Raw genomic sequence first — 19,846 nt, 5'->3', positions numbered from 1 at the left:
GGCGGCGGCCGGAGGTCCCGGCCGCCCTGCGAGACAAATCGCTCAGCTCTTCTTGGCGCCGATCCGCTCGTCCCAGATGCGGAAGGCGACGACCAGCTTGTCGGCGTCGAGCGGGGTTTCCAGCGGATTGCCGGCGATCCACTCGTCATATTGCGGGCGGCCGAATTCCTTGATCGCGTCCTGGCTTTCCTGCGGCGCCATGGAAAGCGGCACGTCCTTCACCGCCGGGCCGGGGTAGAAATAGCCCTGGTCGTAGGCATAGGCCTGGCTTTCCGGCGTCAGCATGAAGTTCATGAGATCGAGGAGAACGGCGAGCTTCTCCTCCGACACGCCCTTCGGCACGACCATGTAATGGGCGTCCGTCACCCAATGGAAACCGGCCAGCGTGCCGACCTCGGCCTCGGCCGGGACGGTGCCGAGAACGCGGGGGTTGATGTCCCAGCCCGTCGTGGTGACGACGATGTCGCGCGTGCCCTCGCCCAGCTCGCGCATGGTCTGCGTCGTCCCGGAGGCATAGTATTCGATGTTCTGGCCGAGCTCTTCCAAGAAGGCCCAGGTCTTGTCCCAGCCCTTTTCGGGATCGCGCGGATCGGAATCCTTCAGAAGATAGGGCAGGCCCATCAGGAAGGTGCGGCCCGGGCCGGAATTGGACGGGCGGGCGTAGATGAACTTGTTCTTGTTGGCCTTGGTCCAGGCCAGCAGCTCTTCCGCGGTCTTGGGCGGCGTCGCGACGCGGTCCGGCATGTATTCGATCAGGGGGCCGGACGGATAGTAGGACACGACGACGCCGTGGTCCTTCGCCATGGCCTGCATCTTGAAGGCCTGCGGAATGTAGATGGTTTCGAGAGGAGGCAGGTCGGCCTTGTAGGGCGAAAGGTCGGTCCAGATGCCCTGGTCGAGGCCGGCGGCGAGCGCGTCCGTGCCGGTGAGCACGAGGTCGATGTCCACCCGGCCCGCCGCCTGCTGCGCCTTCAGCTTGGCGGGAAGCTCGGGGGCCGGCGCCTTGGTGAAGGCGATGCGGCTCGCCCATTCCGGCCGCGCGGCGGTGTAGCGCTCCATGGCCGCCTGCGTCAGCGCCAGATTGCCGGCGACGTCGGCCACCGTGATGGTGACGGGGCTTGACGGGGCTTTGAGCGCCGCGAAGGCGCGGCCGCCGAAGAGCGTCGCGCCGGCCATGGCGGCCGTGGTTCCCATGAAGCGTCTGCGGGTGATGTGCATCGGTCGATCCTCCCAATTTGAAACCCGCCGGCTCCCATCCGGCGGGGCAGTCCTCAGATGCGATAGGCGTCCTTGACCAGGCGATATGTCAGGTCCACGGCGACCTCGCGCGCCTCGTCCTCGTCCAGCCGCCCCTCGCCCACCAGCTTGGCGAGGAAGGCACAGTCCACCCGGCGCGCGACGTCGTGCCGGGCGGGAATGGAGAGGAAGGCGCGCGTGTCGTCGTTGAAGCCGACCGTGTTGTAGAAGCCGGCGGTCTCGGTCACGGCCTCGCGGAACCGCATCATCCCGTCCGGGCTGTCGAAGAACCACCAGGGCGGGCCGAGGCGCAGCGCGGGATAATGGCCGGCGAGCGGGGCGAGTTCGCGGGCATAGACCGTCTCGTCCAGCGTGAAGAGAATGATGGTCAGCCCCGGCTCGTTGCCGACCACGTTCAGCATCGGGCGCAGGGCCCCGACATAGTCGGTCCGCTGGGGAATGTCGGCGCCCTTGTCGAAGCCGAAGCGCTCGAACAGGGCCTGGTTGTGGTTGCGCGAGGAGCCGGCATGGATCTGCATGACCAGCCCATCCTCCAGGCTCATGCGCGCCATCTCCGTCAGCATCTGGGCGCGGAACAGCTCGTTCTCGGCCGCGCTCCCGCTGCCCGCCAGGACCTTGGAAAAGAGCAGCTCGCATTCGGCCGGGGCCAGATCGGCCGTGCGGGCGGACGGATGGCCGTGATCGGTCGCGGTCGCCCCGCGCGCCTTGAAATAGGCGCGGCGCGTGCGATGCGCGTCGAGATAGCCGCTCCAGGTCTCGGCCTCTCCGGCGAGCGCCAGGAAGCGGCGGAGCGCCTCGGCAAAGCCCGGCCGGTCCGGGTCCACCACTGCGTCGGGCCGGTAGGTCGGCAGGATGCGGCCGTGCCAACCGGAGGCGCGCACCGCGTCGTGATGGGCGAGATCGTCCAGCGCCGAATCCGTGGTGGCGATAGCCTCGATGTTGAAGCGGTCGTAGAGCGCGCGGGGGCGTAGCGCGTCCGTCTCCAGCGCGGCGGCGATGTCGTCGTAGATGCGATCGGCGCTTTGCGGCGACAGGCGCTCCTCGATGCCGAACACGGTCTGAAGCGAATGCTCGAACCAGAGGCGCGAAGGGGTGCCGCGAAACAGGCGATAATGCTGGGCGAAGAGGCGCCAGATGTGCCGCCCGTCCCGCTCCACCGGGCCGCCATCGGCGCGGGGCACGCCGAGCGCCTCCAACGGCACGCCCTGCGAATAGAGCATGCGGAAGATGTAATGGTCGGGCACCACGAAGAGCGCGGCCGGATCGGGAAAGCGAGGGTTCTCGGCATACCAGGACGGCTCGGTGTGCCCGTGCGGGGAGACGATCGGCAGCGTCTCGACCTCCGCGAAGAGCCGGCGCGCGATGGGGCGCAGGGATGCCTCGACGGGCAGGAGCCTATCTGGATTGAGCGCCATCGTTTCTCCCTCCAGCCGCCCCGCCTTCGTGCGGGCTCCCATCGGCCTTGGCAGTTCTTAGCAACTAGTATACTAGAATGTCAATTCGCCCGAGCGCTTGAGCCCGTCATGTCCGACCAGAGTCCGATCGAAGCGCCCTCGCCGCCCGCCCGCCGAAGCGCGCCGGCGCGGCGCGTGACCTCGGCCACGCAGATCTTCGAAGCGCTGCGGGCCGAGATCGTCGCCTCGCGCCTGCCGCCGGGCGCGCCCTTGCAGGACCGGATGCTGATCGAGCGCTTCGGCGTCAGCCGAACGCCGGTGCGCGAGGCGCTGATCCGCCTGTCCGAGATCGGTCTGGTCGACATCTTTCCCCAGTCCGGCACCTTCGTTTCGCGCGTGCCTGTCGGCGCCATTCCCGAGGCGGTGCTGATCCGCAAGGCGCTGGAGGGGATCACGGTGGAGCACGCCGCGCGGGCGGCGACGCCCGACACTCTCGGCGCCGTTGATCTCGCGATCCGGCGCCAGAAGGGCGCCGCCCATGCTGGCGACACCGACGCCTTTCACGAGGCGGACGAAGGGTTTCATGCCGCGATCGCCGAACTGTCCGGCCATGTCGGCATCTGGACGCTGCTGACGCAGGTCAAGATTCAGATCGACCGGGCCCGCCGTCTCACCCTGCCCGTGCTGGGGCGCATGGAACAGGTGATCGCCGAGCACGAGGAAATCCGCGCTCACCTCCTGGCCCGCGACGTGGAGGGCGCCAAGGCGGCGATGGAACACCATCTCGGCGCCGTGCTGCCGGACGTGGCCGCGCTCAAGGGGCGCTACCCCGACTATTTCATTTAGGAGCCCGGGCGGACGGCCAGGGCGGGAGGAGACGACAGAATGCGGCAAGGCTGGAGATGGTTCGGCCCGAAGGCCCCGGTGACGCTGGACGAGGTGCGCCATGTCGGCGCGAGCGACATCGTCTCGTCGCTGCACGAGGAGCCGATCGGCGCGGCGTGGACGAGCGGGGCCGTGGAAGCGCGGCGCGACCTGATCGAGACGACACCGCCCGGCCGCGTGCCGCTGCGCTGGAGCGTGGTGGAGAGCATCCCGATTCCCGACGCGGTGAAGCGCCGGGGCGGGGCGGCAAAAGAAGAGATCGAGGCGTGGATCGCCAGCCTGGAGGCGGTCGGCCGCGCCGGCATTCCGGTGGTCTGCTACAATTTCATGCCGGTGGTGGACTGGTGCCGCACGGAGCTGGACTTCGTGACCGACACCGGCGCCACCGCCATGCGCTTCGACTTCGACACGTTCGCCGCGTTCGAGCTCTTCATCCTGGAGCGGCCGGGCGCCGAGCGCGACTACACGCCCGCCGAGCAGGCCCGCGCCAAAAGCGCCTTCGCCGCCATGAACGAGGCCACCAAGGCCGATCTCATCCGCAACATCACCAGCGCCCTGCCCGGCTCCACCACAGAGCCGATGACGATTCCCGGCTTTCGCGAGAAGCTTCAGGAGTATCGCGACATCGACGCGGCGCGCTTGCGCCGGCACCTCGTCGAATTTCTCGAGGCCGTGACGCCCGCCGCCGAGAGCGTCGGCGTGAAGCTGACGCTGCACCCGGACGATCCCCCGCGCCCGCTCTTCGGCCTGCCGCGCATCGCGTCCACTGAGGACGACTATGCCGCGATCTTCGACGCCGTGCCCTCGCCGGCCAACGGCATGTGCTTCTGCACGGGGAGTCTCGGCGTTCGCGCCGACAACGACCTGCCGGCCATCGCCCGCCGCTTCGCCTCGCGCATCCATTTCGCGCACTTACGCAACACGCGCCGCGAGGCGGAGCCGCGGAGCTTCCACGAATCGGCCCATCTCGACGGGGACACGGACATGGTCGCCGTGCTGCGCGAACTGGTGGCCGAGGACGGCAAACGCACGGGCGACGGCACCATCGTCTTCCGCTCCGACCACGGCCACCGGATGCTGGACGATCTCCACAAGGCGGTGACGCCCGGCTATCCCGCGATCGGACGCATGCGGGGCCTCGCCGAGCTTCGGGGCATTCTCCACGCGCTCGGCCACCCGCCGGAGGCACCGGCCGCGCGCGAGGCCGCCCTGCCTGTCTGAGGCGCGGTCGGCCAAGGCGACGGGCGCGGCGGAGGGGGAAGCCTCTGCCGCGCTCGGACGCTCACGAAATCTCGAGGCCGCCGCGCCTCCTCTCGCTCGGCCTCGACCGGCGCTCTGACTTCTCTCAAGGGAGGAGAGCATGGACGCCTCGCAGATCGCCTTTCGCCTGGGTCTCCCCACTCTGGTCGGCCTCGCGCTGGGCTCGACCGCGAACTGCCCGGCAGCGATAAGGCGCGGCGGGACTAGGCGCGCCGCGCCTCATGCCGGAAACGCCAAACGATTGGCCCGCTGCCTCAGACGGCGGCGGCCCAATGCACGGGGTCGATCTCTAGGAGCGCGCGCATGCCCTGGAGTTCTCTCAACGACTTGTTGTCCAGCACGGTGGCGATGGCGTTGCGCACTTCCAGCATGACGAGGCGCACCCGGCACCGCTCCACATCCGAGCAGTCCGTGCAGCGGCGATAGGCCGTGCGGCTGGCGCAGGCGATGGGTGCCAGCGGGCCGTCGAGCACGCGCAGCACATGGCCGACGGCGATCTCCTCGGCCGGGCGGGCCAGCGCATAGCCGCCGCGCCGCCCCTTCTTGGCGTAGATGAACCCAGCGTTGCGCAATTCGCCTAGAATCGTGTCGAGAAACTTCTTCGAGATGGTGTTCTGGCTGGCGATCTCCTCGGACAGGACCAGCATGTCCGGCTCGGCATCGGCCAGATGGAGCATGGCCTTCAACCCGTATTTGCCTTTCGCCGTCAGCATGTCGCGCCATCCCGATCCCAGTCGCCGAAGCGAAGTCGCCTTTCGGGACATAGGGCCTGCGCCCCGCGCGCACTAGCGTTTTGTGACGTGTCGGCAGCTGTCATTCGCCTGGGCGGCGAGGGTTTGCAGCCGAGCCTTGGAGAAAGTAGGTCAGCATTGTTGACATAATTGGGGGAAGAGCGCTTTAACAGGCCCCACGCTCGCAAGATGCGCGCCCCGATTGCAGAACGAAGCGCGCCGGCAAGCCAGGAGGACCATCATGGACATGACCGACCTTTTCGCCACGCGCGCGGGACGCATGAAGGCGTCCGAGATCCGCGAGCTTCTGAAGCTCCTGGACCAGCCCGACATCATCTCCTTCGCCGGCGGCATTCCCGACCCCGCGCTGTTTCCGCACGAAGCGTTCCGCACCGCCTATGCCGAGATCCTCGGTGGCTCCAGTGCCAACGCGGCGCTACAATATCAGGTGAGCGAGGGCTATCTGCCGCTGCGCCGCTGGATTGCCGGCGAGATGGGGCGGATCGGCATTCCCTGCGACGAGGGCAACGTCTTCATCACGTCCGGCTCGCAGCAGGGGCTGGACTATCTCGGCAAGCTGTTCCTCTCCCCGGGCGACACGGCGCTCGTCACCTGGCCGACCTATCTCGGCGCCTTGCAGGCCTTCAGTGCCTACGAGCCGCGCTACGACCGGCTTTCGCCCGCCGGCGGCAACATGACGCCGGACGCCTATCGAGAGGCGGCGGCGAAAGCCGGGGGCGCGGCGAAGTTCGCCTATCTCGTGCCCGATTTCGCCAATCCGAGCGGCGAGACGCTGACGCTCGCCCAGCGCGAGGCGGTGCTGGATCTGGCCGAAGAGCTTGGCATCGCCGTGATCGAGGACGCCGCCTATGCCGCGCTTCGCTACAGCGGCGAGCCGGTGCCCCCCATCGCGGCGCTGGACGCGCTGCGCTCGGGCGGGGTGGACGCGGGCCGCACGGTCTATTGCGGCTCCTTCTCGAAGATCCTGGCGCCGGGGCTTCGCATGGGCTGGATCGTCGCGCCGCGCCGCCTGATCGAGAAGCTGGTGCTGACCAAGCAGGCCGCCGACCTCCACTCGCCCTCGATCAACCAGATGGTGGTGCATCACGTCGCGGAGCGGTGTTACGCCCAACAGATCGAGCGCACGCGCGAGGCTTACAGCGCCCGGCGCGACGCACTGCTCGCCGCGCTGGAGCGGCATATGCCGGAGGGCGTCTCCTGGTCCCGCCCCGAGGGCGGCATGTTCGTCTGGATGACGCTGCCCGAATCCGTCGATGCCGTGGCGCTGCTGGCTCGCTCCGTCGCGGAGGCGCGGGTCGCCTTCGTGCCGGGCAATGCCTTCCATGCCGACGGCAGCGGGGCGAACACGCTGCGCCTTTCCTTCACGCTGGCGGATGAGCGCGCGGTGACTGAGGGCATTCCCCGCCTTGCCGACCTCATCCGACGCGCGATCGCGGCTTAAGCTGATTCGGGTGATTCGCTGGGTTGACCGCTGGCAACCCGGCGAATCGCTTGTCTGTCAGAGGGATAGCCGAAAGAATCGCAGGCATTCCGCGTCGGGGATAGACGGAAGCCGGCGTCCCTGCTTGACAAGGAGGGTTGGATCGAGTCCCGCTGAGCGATCCGATCCGCCCTGGCGACCTGCTGCGAGGACACAAGACCCACCATGCCGATCCGGCGCGACATGCGCGGCTTCTATCCCATCGATTGGCGGGAACTCTCACGCTCCGTCCGCTTCCGGCGCGCCAAGGGCCGGTGCGATCATTGCCGCCGCCCACATGGGGCGCTGGTCTGCGTCGGCATCGACGGCACTTGGTGGGACGAGAGCGAGGCGCTTTGGCGGGACGGAAGAGGCCGCCCCTTGCGCGGAACGCGGCCCGCCCCGGCCGAGCTTCCCCCGGAGTTGTCGCTGACCTGGACCCGCGTCTGGCTGGCCTGCGCCCATCTCGACCACGACACCGCCAACAACGCCTCCAGCAATCTCGCGGCCCTTTGCCAGCGCTGCCATCTCAACCACGACCGCCCCGAGCATCGCCGCCGACGCCGCTATCGATGGATGGCGAGCAAGGCGATCGGCGACCTCTTCGAGGGGCCTTATCGGGACTAGGACACGGGCGATGCGGCGAAGGCGATCGCCCTTGTCCGGATCGACGCTCAGCGCAGCCGGCCCGAAGAAACCAAATCCGCCAAGCCCGCCGGCAGGGCGATGCCTTGGGTTAGGTCCGGCGCGGGTTGCGGCATCCCCAGGCGCGTTTCCATCGGCAGGACGCCGGCCCAAACGGGATAGTCCGCCTCGTCGTCGTCGCCCGGAGGCGCCGCGCGGGTTTTGGCGCTGGCCTCCTCGATGTCGAGATAAAGGACGCTGGTGCCCTTGAGTTCGGGCGCCGTCATGGGCCGGAGCGTGTCCCAGCGGCCTGGAAAGAGCCCGTCGGTGAAGCGGCGCAGCGCCCCGGCGATGGCGTCGGGCTCTTCCACGATCCTTGCCGTGCCGAACACCATGGCCGAGCGATAGTTGACGGAATGGTTGAAGGCCGAGCGTGCCAGCACGTAGCCATCCATCAGGCTCACCGTCAGGCAGACGCGCGCGCCCTCGACCTTTCGAAGAAAGCGGCTGGCGGCTGAGCCATGCCAATAGACACGTTCGCCCTCCCGCCAGTGGATCGTCGGCGTCACATAGGGCTGCCCGTCGATGACGTAGCCGACATGGCACAAGGGCGCGGCGTCCAAGACGGCGTGAACAGCCGCCGCCTCATGGCTCGCGCGCTTGTGCAGCCGGCGCACCCGGCTGCGCTCGGTCACGAGATAGGTGAGGTTTTCCGGGGTCGGGCTTGGGCGGGACATAGGCGTTTCCTCGCTAAGAAAGCCTAGTGTTCCGCAAAACAGGATGGGCGAAACCATCCACTTGCGCAAAATCGGCCAGTCCAGTTCACTCCCTCGCATGACGCTTCCCCTCCCCGACGCATGGCTCCTCCTCGACCGCGCCGCCGGCAATCTCGAAACGCAGATTCAGGCCGGGATCCGGGAGCAGATCCTGGACGGGCGGCTGAAGGCGGGCGAGCGCCTGCCCTCCTCCCGCGCGCTCGCGCTTTCGCTCGGGATCGCGCGGTCCACCGTGGTCGGCGGTTTCGAGCGGCTGCGCGCCGAAGGCTTCATCGAAGGCGCCCAAGGGGCGGCAATGCGGGTCGCCCGCCTCGCCACTCCGCCGCAGGGCGCTAGAGCCCGGCCGATCGAGCCCTTGCCGAGGGCTGCGCCCGAGCCGGAGCGCTTCCTTCCCTTCCGCCCCGGTCTCCCGGATCTCGACAGTTTCCCCGCCGCGCTTTGGGCGCGATGTCTGGCGGCGCGGGCGCGCCATCTGCGCCTTCACGATCTCGGCTATGGCGAGGAAGCCGGCCTGCCGGAACTGCGCCAGGCCATCGCCGCGCATGTCGTTCGCGCCCGCGCCGTTCTGGCCGATCCCGAACAGGTGATCGTCATGCCGTCGGCCGCCTCGATTCTGGCGATGGTGGCTGATATCGCGGGGGTTCGCGGCCAGCGCCCCGTCTGGCTGGAGGAGCCGGGCTATGTCATCGCCCGTGACATTTTCCTGGCGGCGGGCGCCCGTCTCGTGTCCGTGCCCTGCGACGCGGAAGGGATCGCGATCACGCGCGGCGAAGGGCCGCCGCCGAGCCTGATCTACGTCACGCCATCGCATCAGTATCCGACCGGGGTGGCCATGAGCCTCTCCCGCCGCCTGGAGCTTCTGGACTTTGCGCGGGCCAACCGCGCTGTTGTCATCGAGGACGATTACGACAGCGAGTTTCACTACGCCTCGCGGCCGCTCGCGGCTCTGCAGGGGCTCGATCGCGCCGGCTGCGTGGTCTATGTCGGCACCTTTTCCAAGGTGCTCGCGCCGGGCCTGCGCGTTGCCTATGCGGTTCTGCCCCCTTCGCTTCTATCGCAGGCGCGCGCGGTTCTGCGCCGGGAGGGAAGCTCTGTGCCGATCCATGTTCAGGCGGCGCTCGCGGACTTTCTGAACGAGGGGCACCTTCGCGCCCATATCCGAAGGATGCAGACCGTTTATCGCGAGCGCATGGGGGCGACGCGCGCGGCGGTGCTGGCAAGCGGGGATGGCGTCCTCGAACCTGGGTCAGGGGACGGCGGCCTTCAACTCGCCGCCTGGTTCAAGAACCGCGATGCCGACGACGGGCAAGTGGCGCGCGCGCTTCACGCGGCGAAGATCGGCGCCATGGCGCTTTCGCCCTTCTACAGGAACGAGCCGCGCCCCGGCCTGCTGTTCGGTATCGGCGGCGCGACGCCGGAGCGGATCGCAGCGCTCGGAAAAGCCTTGGAGCATCTCCTCCGCCCATAGGAGGCAGGGAGCGCGCCCGTTGCCAAGCGTTCAGTCGGCGCCGCCCGCTGGAGCAGGGACCCCGATCGGATGATCGCGCAAGGCCGCCTTTGCGCGGGCGAGAATGCGCACGGGATCGCCGAAATGCGTATCCATCTCCTCCTCCACGTCGCGCGGGTTGCCTTGTCCGATGAAAGCCGCGAGCCGTTCGTGCTCCTCGATCAAGGCCCGGTTCTGCCGGTAGCCCGCCATCATGATGCGCAGGCAAAGCCGCGTTTCGGCCTGGAGCGTGCGGTAGCTGCGCGACAGGCGCTCGCTGCGCGCCTCTTCCACGATCCGTAGGTGATAGTGCAGGTCGAGATCGGCGATCTCGCGCCACTCGCCCTTGGCCAGCCGTTCGGCCATCTCGTCGGTCAGGCCCTGAAGCTCTTGCGATAGCCGACGGCGCTCGGGCCCGGCCATGACGCGGCGGATCGCGGCGATCTCCAGCGACTTGCGGGTGAAGTAGATGTCTACGATGTCGCTCGTGCCGAGATCGGGCACGAAGACGCCGCGATGGGGCTCGGAGCGCAGCAGCCCTTCCTGAATCAGGCGCTGGAACGCCTCGCGAACCGGGCCCCGACTGACGTCGAACTGCGTGGCAAGCGCGAACTCGTTGAGCTGGCTTCCGGCAGGAAAGGCGCCGTCGAGGATCAGAGCGCGGATCTCGGCCGTGATCTGGCTGGCCAGGGTGTTTCGCACCACGCGCCCTGCCCCGCGCGGGGCGTCGTTCGGCTTGGGAGATGGGGGCACGCTCGGCAAGGTTCCGCCTCTTGGTCGCGGCGAGGCCGCCGGTCTTCGGGTCCGCCCGTTCCGGCCCGAACGAGCCCTCGCTTCGCTATCACGCCTCCGCGCCGCCCGCCAACAGGCAAGGAGGTGAAGACGAGGCTCGTGTTGCTTCCGACGGGAAGGGCGTGGCCCGGCAGTCGAGCCACGAACGGCGCGCTCGGATCGGATGGGCGCCGGGATCGTTGAAGATCCGTGCCTTTCGCACGAGGGAAGCGAACCCATGTCAGATCATCCGTCCACCCCGCCGCGCGACGAGCAGGAGCCCAAGGAGAAGACGCCGTCCGCCGGTCCTCACGCCAAGCCAGAACTCACCAATCCCGATGCGACGCCCGGCGCCGGCAGCCTGCCGGACGAGAAGGAGACCGGCGACGCGGATGGCGGGGCCGGCTGAGCGGCCAGGCACGCCTCGCCGCTTCGCTGCAGGGTCGCGTTATACCTTGAAGCGACCAGCGGGTCAGCGCGCCAGAAGCTTTTGAATTTCGTCGGCAAGCTGCGACTGGCTATAGGGCTTGCCGAGGCGGGGCAGCCCGAGCCGCTCGCCGGCGGGCAGCTCGGCATAGCCCGTCGCGAGAAGGATCGGCAGACCTGGGCGTAGCGCCAGAGCGGCTTCGGCGAGTTCCGCCCCGTTCATGCGCGGCATGGAAAAGTCGGTGATCATCAGATCGAAGGGGGACCCCTGGCCCAGAAGCTGTAGCGCCTGCGCTCCGGACTGGGCCTCGACCACCTCATGCCCGAGATCTTCCAGCATGTCGGTCGTGCTCATGGCGATCAGCGGATCGTCGTCTACCGCCAAGATGCGGGCTCGCACCGGCGCGCGCTCCGCTTTCGGTTCGACCCTCGGTGCTTCGGCTCGGACCGCAGGCAGGGCATCGGCCGCAGGCAGCCAAAGCTCGGCCCGCGTTCCCTCCCCCGGATGGCTGGTCAGCCGCAGGGCGCCGTTCAGCTGAACCGCGAGGCCGTGAATCATCGACAGGCCGAGGCCCGTGCCCTTGCCCACGCCCTTGGTCGAGAAGAACGGCTCCGTCGCCTTCTTCAGCGTTTCGGCGCTCATGCCCTGCCCGGTGTCGCTGACCGACAGGCGCACATAGTCGCCGGCACTGAGTTCGCCCTCGCCCTGGCCGCGATCGATGCGGATGCGCAATTCGCCGCCGTTGGGCATGGCGTCGCGCGCGTTGACGGCCAGATTGAGAATGGCGAGTTCCAGCTGGTTGGCATCGACCAGCGCGGTGGACGGCGCGTCGTCGAGTTCCAGCGTCAGCTCGATATTGCCGCCGAGCGAGCGCTCAAGAAGATCCGTCATGCCCCGCACGAGATCGGCAAGGTCGCGCGCTTCCACCACGAGATCCTGGCGGCGCGCGAAGGCGAGAAGACGCTGGGTCAGCGCCGCGCCGCGTTGCGCGCCTTTCAAGGCGCCGTCGATCAGGCGAGCCGTGCGCGGGTCGTCGGGAATGTGCTTGCGCAAGAGATCGAGATTGCCGAGCACCGCCATCAACAGGTTGTTGAAGTCGTGCGCGACGCCGCCCGTCAGCTGGCCGATCGCCTCCATCTTTTGCGACTGGCGCAGAAGCGTTTCGGTGCGCTCGCGCTGCTCCACCTCGGCCATCACGATCCGGTGCGCGGCCTCGAGCTCGGCCGTGCGCTCCGCGACGCGGGCTTCCAACGTTTCGTTCAGGCGCTGCAGATCGGCTTCAGCCTCCTTGCGGGCGGTGATGTCGGCGGAAACGCCGACAAGCCGGATCTTCCGCCCGCTTCGGTCCCGCACCAGGCGACCGTTGATCGCGGTCCAGTGCACCGAACCGTTGCGCCACAGGACGCGGTATTCGATCGCGTAATCCTCGCCCCCGGAGACGCTGCGCTCTACCGCCGCCTGCATCCGCTCGCGGTCGCCGGGGTGGACGCTGCGGAGGAGGTCGTCATAACAGAAGGCTTCCTCCAGGCCATATCCAAAAATGGCCTTGCAGGTGCTCGTGGCCACCAGGGTCCAAGTCGAAAGGTCGAGCTCCCAGGAGCCGAGATGGCCCGCCAGGAGCGCGGTCCGCAGACGCTCCTCGCCCTCGTGCAGCTCCTCCATGCGCGCCCGTGCCTCGAACTGGCGATGGCGCCCGCGCGCGGCCGTCGTGGCGAGGCTGACGAAGGAGGTCGGATGGAACGGTCGCTCGAGGAAGGATACGTTTCTTAGACGTTCGGACAATCGCGCGGCAGCGGGGTTGCGCTCCGGCCCGCCGCCTCGCTGGGTCAGCACGATGAACTGAAAGTCCGACCAGGGGGCCTGGGCGCTCAACCGCTCGGTCAAGTCGCTGAGATCGGACAGGCGCAAAGCTTCTTCCGTCACGACCGCAAAACAGGCGTCATCGTCGATCCGCCGAGTCAGCGTTTCGAAATCCGGGCAGACCAGCGGCGCGAGTCCGCATTCCGACAGGAGAGCTGCCGCCACTTCTGCGTCGCGCCCGCGCGGCGCCAGGACCAGGACATTCGTTTCGCGCACGTCAGGCTTCTCAGTCGGTGGTCGTGTTGGCCACGCCGGCGTTTGCCTGCTCGATCAGCGTGGGAACGCCGCGCAGCACGCCCTGGAACCCCCTGATTGGCTGGCCCAGCGTCAGCCCGTTCTCGGCGATCCGGTATTCTCGGATCGTGTCCTCGTGGAAGCCGGCGCGCTTCTTGATGACGGAAACGGCCCGGCGAACGGTGCCCAGTGCCTCGAAATAGCGCAGCAGGATCACCGTGTCGGCGAGATAAGTGATGTCCACCGGCGCCTTCATGTCGCCGACCAACCCGTGCTGGGCGACGGTCAGGAAGGTCGTCGCACCCCGCCGATTGAGATATTGCAGAAGCTCGTGAATGTGCAGGACGAGGGCATTCTCCTCCGGCATCGAAGCCTGATAGCCGTTGAGGCTGTCGATGAGAACGGTCTTCATACCGCCTTCGTCGACGCGCTGGCGCACGCGATGGGCGAACTCGCCAGGCGAAAGCTCCGCCGCGTCCACCTGCTCGATGTGGAGAAGCCCCTCCTTCTGCATGGCCTGGAAATCGAAGCCCATAGCTTTCGTGCGGTCGAACAGAAGACCCAGTTCTTCGTCGAAGATGAACATGGCCGCTTTCTCGCCCCGCGCAATCGCGGCCGAGATGAACTGGAAGGTGAAGGTGCTCTTTCCGGTTCCGGCGGGGCCCAGAATAAGCGTGCTCGACCCTTGTTCGATGCCGCCGCCCAGCAGCGCATCGAGCTCGGCGATATCGCTCGTCATGCGCGTGCGGGTAAAGCCCGTGCGGTGCTCGGCCGCGACGAGACGTGGAAAGACCGACACGCCGCCATTGCGGATCGTGAAGTCGTGATAACCGCCGCGAAAAGCGCGGCCGCGATATTTCATGACGCGCAGCCGGCGCCGCTCGGCGCCATAGGCCGGAGCCAGTTCCTCCAGCTTGATGACGCCATGTGCGACGCTGTGGACGGTCTTGTCCATGGACTCGGACGTGAGATCGTCCAGCAGCAGCACGGTGGCGCCCTGCTGTGCGAAATAATGTTTCAGCGACAGGATCTGCCGGCGGTAGCGCAGCGAGCTTTGCGCGAGCAGCCGGATCTCGGACAGGCTGTCCAGCACGACGCGGGCGGGCCGCACGCGCTCGAAGGCCTCGAAGATCGTGCGCGTCGCCTCTCCCAGTTCCAGGTCGGACGAATAAAGCAGGCTCTGCTCGCGATCGGAATCCAGCGCGACTTCGGGCGGCACGAGTTCGAAGACCTCGACGCTCTCACCGATCGTCCAGCCATGCGAAGCCGCGCTCTCGCGCAGTTCCCGCTCGGTCTCCGACAGCGTGATGTAGAGGCCCTTGTCCCCGTCTTCGCCGCCCGCCAGGAGAAAGCGGAGCGCGATCGTCGTCTTGCCCGTGCCGGGACTGCCTTCCAGCAGGAAGACGTGCCCTTTGGACAGGCCGCCGGAGAGGATGTCGTCGAGGCCGGGAACGCCGGTTCGCGCCATGACCTGCTTGTCCTCAGCGCTCATGGGAGCGTCCGATCCGGCCGAGCGACGGCTTGAAGGGGTCGCGAAGGCTTTGAAGCCTGACAGGGGAGCGATGAAGGAGCATGCATGCGCAAGACCATTCCCGGGTGCGCAGTCCGTTCGACAAGTCCGGGAAGATTCCCTGCGCCCATTCCCTTTGCGTAAAGCCTCCGGTCCTGGGAGGCAAATGCAATCGCGTCGGCAAGCTGCGGCCAACGGCGGCAAGACGCCGCCTGGCTAACGAGGTGAGGAAACCTTCCATCCCGTCGCGTTCTTCGAGTTGCATCGCCCTTCCACGGCATCGCCGCATTCCCCGTCCCCTCGCGCGACACGAGCCATAAAGCCCCTGCCCCGTCCTGGATCGAGACGTGTCGGCGGCAATGATCGTCCACCGCTCTCCCCCAACCCGATCCGACATCCCCTCGATACCCCGTCACGACCGCAGAGACTGGTTGCGCAATGCCTCCAGCATCGGGCCGACGCGGAACCGCTTGGTGCCGGCCTTGGCCGTCAACGCGCGCAGATAGCCGCCGGGCGAGCGTACACGATCGGCGCGCTCCAGAAGCGCCGCGATGGTGATGGCGGCCTCATAGGGCCCCATCGCCGCCTGCGCCGCGCGGTAGGCGTCCGACGAAATGCCGAGGAAGCCGCGAACGAGGTCGGCCGTCACCTCGAAGTCGCGGCGGGAGCGGATGGGCGTGCGGCTGTAGTCCGCCAATGTCGGGCAGATCGTCATAACGGTTCCGACATCAGGCGCCTCTCGCTCCGCCAACCGGCGCAACGCCTCGCCCCCCTGCCCCACTGGTGCAGCGTCTGCATCGTGACGCATCGGTTGCTCGACCTCGGATTTTTCTTCGTTCTTTTCTTCCTGGGCTATTTCAGTATGAGAGTCTGCATTTGAATCTTGATAGTGGCGCTCGCCGTGCGCGTCATTGCCGCTCATTTCTTGTTCAGAAAGCACTGAAAGATAAAGAGTTTCGCTCTTAGCGCGAAGTTCGATAGCATGCGCGGACATCTGTTCGAGTTCACTGGCGGTGGCACTCCGCGACAGCGGCCGGGAAAGCTCTTGCCAAGCCTGCTCCAACGCGCCCCAATTGCCCGCGCGCTCCTCGATCAACGCAGCATCCAGGATCTTTCGGATGTCTCGTCGGCAGATGGCGATCTCGGTCCGCAGACGACGCAGCTTACGCGCTTCTGCGCGTGCCTCCTCGGCCCGTGCGAAGATCTCGGTCGCGCAGAGGGCAAACGGCGACAGATCGAACCCGAACGCCTCGTCCCCCTCTTCGAGGTCGCGCCGACGGTAGCGCTTGCCGTTGGGACTGTCCCGCCTCAGAAGCAGGCCAGTCTCGATCAGGCTGGCGAGATGACGGCGCAGAGTCGCGTCGGCCATGCCGCGCGTGCGCAGCGACAATTCGCGGTTCGAAGGAAAGACGATCTGCGGGCGCGAAGGATCGATGCGCTTTTGCCCATGGCAGGACAAGAGCGCTTCCAAGACGGACAGAGTGCGATCGGACAAGCGGAAATGCGCACGCGCCTCTGTCAGCGCCCGCAGCAGCACCCACTTGTCGGGGCCATCGGCGCCCGCGTCCTCGTCAGCATCCGGTTTCTCGGCGCGCAGACGCGCTTGCGCACGGCGCACGCCATCCTCCCGCCGAATCAGGGCAGCCGATATCGGCCGCGCCCCGAAAGGGGAGTTCCATTGGATCTCGAACATGGCTCTGCTTCAGGCTCGAGGCAAAGCAGAGGCGTTGCCGGAACGCGACCGACTCTTGACAGAGCATGCCGGACATGATTCTTTCAGATTGCTACATCTTGAAAGGGCTTCCGGAGCATCACGTTTCGGGGGCCTTTTTTTGATCGCCTCGATCTCTGTCCTTTCCTGGTTTCGTTGCGCGTCGTCTGTCTCGCCGGCGGTTGGTCCCGCCGATCAGTCCTCGCCCTCTCGCGCCTTGAAGGCGGCGTAGAGCGCGGGAATTTCGGAAGCGACGAAGGCGGCGAAGGCCCCCTCGCCCTTGAACTCGATGACGGACCGCTTGCCGTCTGGCTTAAAAGACGCCACGACGCGTCCGCTCGGCTCAGATAGCGCCTCGGCCGTTCGGCTGACCGTCTTGGCGCGGCGGGTCAGGCGCTCCAGCATAAGAACGAAGCGCTCATCACTCGTCGCCTTGGCGAACCGCTCCGTCGCGATTTCGCGCTCGGCCTTATCGCGTGCACCGGCCGTTCTCAGCTGTTCGGCCAGGAGCATCCAGCGCGTGCGGCCCGCGCGCGGCGCCGGGCCGATGGCCCGCGCGATCGCATCTGGCACCGCCTCCGCCACCTGGAGCAGCCGCGTCATTTCCGCCTTGTGAAGCGACAGAGCGGACTGGACGGTTGCCCGCTCGAACCCGCGTTGCAGGAGCGCCTCGGCAAACAGCGCGCGCTCGATGAAGGAAAGATCACGCCGCTCGGAGTTTTCCTTGCCCTGCGCCACCACCAGCTCGACATCGCTGAGCGGGCGCACCACGGCGCGCACTTTGATGCCGAGAGCCCGCGCGGCGGCGACGCGGCGATGGCCGTAGGCAGTCTGATACCAGCCCGCCTGCGACCGCTCCGCGTCCGGATGCGGGCGCAGGAGCACGGGCACCTCCTGTCCGCCTTCCTCGATCGAGCGACAAAGCGCGTCAAAGGCCTCGTCGGAGCGATCGGGCTGCGACAGGCGATCGGCTACGAAAGCCGGCTCGATCCGGTTCGGGTCGATCTCCACGACGCGCTCACCGCGAGCCACTTGTTCGCGCAGGGCTCTCGCGTCCTCGGCCTCGGCGCGCAGGTTTCCGAGCGCCAGGCCCATGGCCTTCACCGCGCCGGAACTCGCATGGGCGCGAGGCCGAGCGGCGGAGGCGGCTTCCGCCTCGGCGGGCGTCTCCGCCTCCGCCGGCGGCGCGCCACCGAGCAACGCCTTCAACTCGTCGCGACGCCGGCTCATGCCGCGCCTCCGAAAAGACTATCCACGATGCCCGGAACGAGAGGGAAATCGCCCGTCATCACACCCGCCCCCAGCTTTCCAGGATCAGCGCCTCGACCTCGCTGTTGACAGCAGTCAACGACTCCATCGCGCGGTCGTAGGTCGAACGGGAGAAATTCTCCCGTGCCACCTCGTAGAGCGTCTGCTTGGTGAGGCCTGCGTCGCTCAGCGCCGTGGACTTCAGCATGGGGTTGGTAAGGACGCGGCTGCCGAACTGCGCGCGCAGGAAGCCCGCGATCTGCGCCTGTGGCCCGTCATGCGGCTCATAGCGCGTCACGAGATAGCGCAAGAAGTCGAAGTTCAGATTGCCGCCGGCCTCTCGCACGACCTGAAGCAGGTCCGAGGTCATGAACAGGAACTGGCTCATCGAAGCGACGTCGAGCATCTGGGGATGCACGGTCACAAGGACCGAGGTCGCTGCGCAAAGCGCACCCAGGGTCAGGAAGCCAAGTTGGGGCGGGCAGTCGATGACGACGATGTCGTATTTGGATTCAACCTCGCGCAGAGCGTCCTGCACGCGGGCGAAGAACAGGCGCTCTCCGGCGCGGCCCTCGCGCTGCGCCTCCGCCAGCTGCCGAGGCGTCGCGTGCTCGAACTCCTGCAGTTCGAGATTGCCGGGCACGAGATCGAGCCCGTCGAAATAGGTCGGCCGGATGATGCTCTCCAGCGAGACGCGCTCCTCGTCGTAGCGGATCGCGCCGTAGAGCGTGTCGTTGCCGGTAAGGTCGAGCTCGGGCTGGTAGCCCAGGAGCGCGGAAAAGGATGCCTGCGGATCGAGATCGACCGCCAGCGTCCGGTAGCCCTGGAGAGCGAGATACTGCGCAAGATGCGCCGAGGTCGTGGTCTTGCCCGAGCCGCCCTTGAAGTTGGTGACGGCGATGATCTGCAGATGCTCGTCGCTTTCGGGTCGGCGCCATTTCAAATACTGCCGCGCCTTGGGCGAGCCGGCCTCGTGCTGCGAGGCCAGATGCCGGCGCAGGGCGTTGATGTCGCCGAGCGTATAGGAGCGGCGGCCGGAGGGGCCGACTTCGGGCTGCGGCCCTTCGCCCGAGATCGACAATTGCCTGAGGTAGCTGTCCGATACCCCGATCAGTCGCGCCGCTTCGCCAGAGGTGAAGGGGCGCAGCGTCTTCGACGAAGTCGGCGGGAATAGCCGCTGGCGCATCGCCTGGAGTTGGCTGGACAGGAGGCGCGCGTCGGCGGCAATCTGCTCGTCGGCAGGCTTGAACTCAAGTGATCTGGATTTCGGCTTGGACACCGCTTGGCCTCGTTTTGGAATCCGCGCGGCCCGCGAGCGGGCAGGGTGCGGCTGATCATCTCCGTTCCGCGACGCGGCACGGCCGGACCGGCGACCGGATTGAGCATCCGGCTCCGCCCGTTCATAAGCATCCGGGTCAATCCCGAGGCTTGCGCTCCTATCCATCAGTAACGGCACTCTGCTCATGTAACGGCCCAAACCGTTAACGAGGATGCGGCCAGTGGACCCGAGAGTCAAACGGGGTTCATATTTTGGTAAGAGATGAAGGGGGTGTTGCCGACGGGCCGTGAGCTTGCCACACCCCTGATGCCGCGCAACGCATTGTCTTAATATGGTTTCTCGGTTTCCAAGCCGCGTTGACATCTGTCAATCGCTCTCAACGCTCATCGACCAGGGACGTCCGGCTCGAAACAACGATCTCACAGACTTTGATTCTCAAGCAAGATGCGATTCTCCGGTCTGCTCCCGCGAGGCCGCGTTCTCGGGCCTTATACAGAGACTTCCCAGTCTCGCCGAAGCCCATAACCTGAAACAAGAACAGCTTCATTCAGCGATGGCGGATCAAGGCAACGGGGAGAGGTGAGGCTTCGGGCATCGGTTTGTTTGGATGCCGCGTTTCGATACAGTTCGTAAACGAGCAGCGGACGTTGCCTTATATCCAGCGAAATCCGGAATTGTTCCGTTACGAGGTCGCTGTGTCGATGCGACCGCCCAAGCGAGAATCCTGCTGTAACGCGAAGGGCGACACATCGATCTGCGGGGCCGGCCCCGATGGTGCGTCGTCTGTTCGGCCCGACTTGGATGCGAGGGGGCATCGGCCAATAAAAAAAGGCCGGCGCCCGGTGAGAGGCGCCGGCCATAAAATCGTTCGGCGGTGAGGAGCGGGCAGGGGGCGAAGACGCCCCGCCCCCGG

General features: G+C 67.1%; 16 protein-coding genes. 6 read left to right on the top strand and 10 right to left on the bottom strand.

All coding sequences use genetic code 11. The annotated features are described in order from the left end of the window. Nucleotides 1-42: 42 nt before the first annotated feature. Both M673_RS17105 and uxaC read right to left on the bottom strand, forming a co-directional pair. Entirely contained in the window at nucleotides 43-1,218 is a 1,176-nt protein-coding gene (locus tag M673_RS17105; protein WP_061977928.1) for an ABC transporter substrate-binding protein, read from the bottom strand. A gap of 53 nt (nucleotides 1,219-1,271) precedes the next feature. Continuing rightward, a complete protein-coding gene (gene uxaC / locus M673_RS17100; RefSeq protein WP_061977927.1) occupies nucleotides 1,272-2,672 on the bottom strand; it encodes a glucuronate isomerase in 1,401 nt (466 codons plus the stop codon). 108 nt (nucleotides 2,673-2,780) lie between these two features. On the opposite strand from uxaC, the gene M673_RS17095 reads away from it, so the two are divergent. Continuing rightward, nucleotides 2,781-3,497: a GntR family transcriptional regulator gene (locus tag M673_RS17095; protein ID WP_061977926.1), complete on the top strand. Its 717-nt coding sequence runs from the start codon at nucleotides 2,781-2,783 to the stop codon at nucleotides 3,495-3,497. 39 nt (nucleotides 3,498-3,536) lie between these two features. Further along, nucleotides 3,537-4,757: a mannonate dehydratase gene (gene uxuA, locus M673_RS17090; protein ID WP_061977925.1), complete on the top strand. Its 1,221-nt coding sequence runs from the start codon at nucleotides 3,537-3,539 to the stop codon at nucleotides 4,755-4,757. A 293-nt stretch (nucleotides 4,758-5,050) separates the two neighbouring features. On the opposite strand, the gene M673_RS17085 is transcribed toward uxuA, so the two are convergent. Next, a complete protein-coding gene (locus tag M673_RS17085) occupies nucleotides 5,051-5,509 on the bottom strand; it encodes an RrF2 family transcriptional regulator (RefSeq protein ID WP_061977924.1) in 459 nt (152 codons plus the stop codon). 259 nt (nucleotides 5,510-5,768) lie between these two features. Here M673_RS17085 and M673_RS17080 point away from each other — a divergent pair, with 259 nt between their 5' ends. Together M673_RS17080 and M673_RS17075 are read left to right on the top strand one after the other, a co-directional pair. Continuing rightward, nucleotides 5,769-6,989, top strand: a complete 1,221-nt coding sequence (locus tag M673_RS17080; RefSeq protein ID WP_082639784.1) for an aminotransferase-like domain-containing protein — start codon at nucleotides 5,769-5,771, stop codon at nucleotides 6,987-6,989. Between the two features lie 204 nt (nucleotides 6,990-7,193). Then, nucleotides 7,194-7,634: a hypothetical protein gene (locus M673_RS17075; RefSeq protein WP_061977923.1), complete on the top strand. Its 441-nt coding sequence runs from the start codon at nucleotides 7,194-7,196 to the stop codon at nucleotides 7,632-7,634. A gap of 47 nt (nucleotides 7,635-7,681) precedes the next feature. Here the strand turns inward: M673_RS17075 and M673_RS17070 are convergent, their stop codons facing one another. After that, nucleotides 7,682-8,368, bottom strand: a complete 687-nt coding sequence (locus M673_RS17070) for a pyridoxamine 5'-phosphate oxidase family protein (protein WP_061977922.1) — start codon at nucleotides 8,366-8,368, stop codon at nucleotides 7,682-7,684. Between the two features lie 97 nt (nucleotides 8,369-8,465). On the opposite strand from M673_RS17070, the gene pdxR reads away from it, so the two are divergent. Then, nucleotides 8,466-9,875: a MocR-like pyridoxine biosynthesis transcription factor PdxR gene (pdxR, locus tag M673_RS17065; RefSeq protein ID WP_061978274.1), complete on the top strand. Its 1,410-nt coding sequence runs from the start codon at nucleotides 8,466-8,468 to the stop codon at nucleotides 9,873-9,875. Between the two features lie 30 nt (nucleotides 9,876-9,905). Here pdxR and M673_RS17060 read toward each other — a convergent pair whose 3' ends face one another. Further along, on the bottom strand, nucleotides 9,906-10,646 hold the full coding sequence (locus M673_RS17060) for a GntR family transcriptional regulator (RefSeq protein WP_202814313.1): 741 nt from the start codon (nucleotides 10,644-10,646) through the stop codon (nucleotides 9,906-9,908). A 256-nt stretch (nucleotides 10,647-10,902) separates the two neighbouring features. Between M673_RS17060 and M673_RS24695 the strand changes: the two genes are divergently transcribed. Beyond that, complete coding sequence (locus M673_RS24695; protein ID WP_187301343.1) at nucleotides 10,903-11,073, top strand: hypothetical protein; 171 nt, start codon at nucleotides 10,903-10,905, stop codon at nucleotides 11,071-11,073. A gap of 63 nt (nucleotides 11,074-11,136) precedes the next feature. Here M673_RS24695 and M673_RS17055 read toward each other — a convergent pair whose 3' ends face one another. The 5 genes from M673_RS17055 to repA form a co-directional block, all read right to left on the bottom strand. Further along, entirely contained in the window at nucleotides 11,137-13,167 is a 2,031-nt protein-coding gene (locus tag M673_RS17055) for a hybrid sensor histidine kinase/response regulator (protein WP_061977920.1), read from the bottom strand. A gap of 10 nt (nucleotides 13,168-13,177) precedes the next feature. Beyond that, nucleotides 13,178-14,677: an ATPase domain-containing protein gene (locus tag M673_RS17050; protein ID WP_061977919.1), complete on the bottom strand. Its 1,500-nt coding sequence runs from the start codon at nucleotides 14,675-14,677 to the stop codon at nucleotides 13,178-13,180. A 430-nt stretch (nucleotides 14,678-15,107) separates the two neighbouring features. Continuing rightward, the gene (gene repC / locus M673_RS17045) at nucleotides 15,108-16,388 is read right to left on the bottom strand and encodes a plasmid replication protein RepC (RefSeq protein WP_061977918.1); all 1,281 of its coding nucleotides are present in this window, start codon (nucleotides 16,386-16,388) and stop codon (nucleotides 15,108-15,110) included. Between the two features lie 213 nt (nucleotides 16,389-16,601). Continuing rightward, nucleotides 16,602-17,636: a plasmid partitioning protein RepB gene (gene repB / locus M673_RS17040; RefSeq protein ID WP_061977917.1), complete on the bottom strand. Its 1,035-nt coding sequence runs from the start codon at nucleotides 17,634-17,636 to the stop codon at nucleotides 16,602-16,604. A 58-nt stretch (nucleotides 17,637-17,694) separates the two neighbouring features. After that, entirely contained in the window at nucleotides 17,695-18,954 is a 1,260-nt protein-coding gene (gene repA / locus M673_RS17035; protein WP_148640190.1) for a plasmid partitioning protein RepA, read from the bottom strand. Between the last annotated feature and the right edge of the window lie 892 nt (nucleotides 18,955-19,846).

The organism is Aureimonas sp. AU20, assembly GCF_001442755.1.
In the GTDB taxonomy this organism is placed as follows: domain Bacteria; phylum Pseudomonadota; class Alphaproteobacteria; order Rhizobiales; family Rhizobiaceae; genus Aureimonas.
The sequence above is the reverse complement of the archived record's forward strand: the minus strand, read 5'-3'. Positions and strand labels throughout refer to the sequence as shown.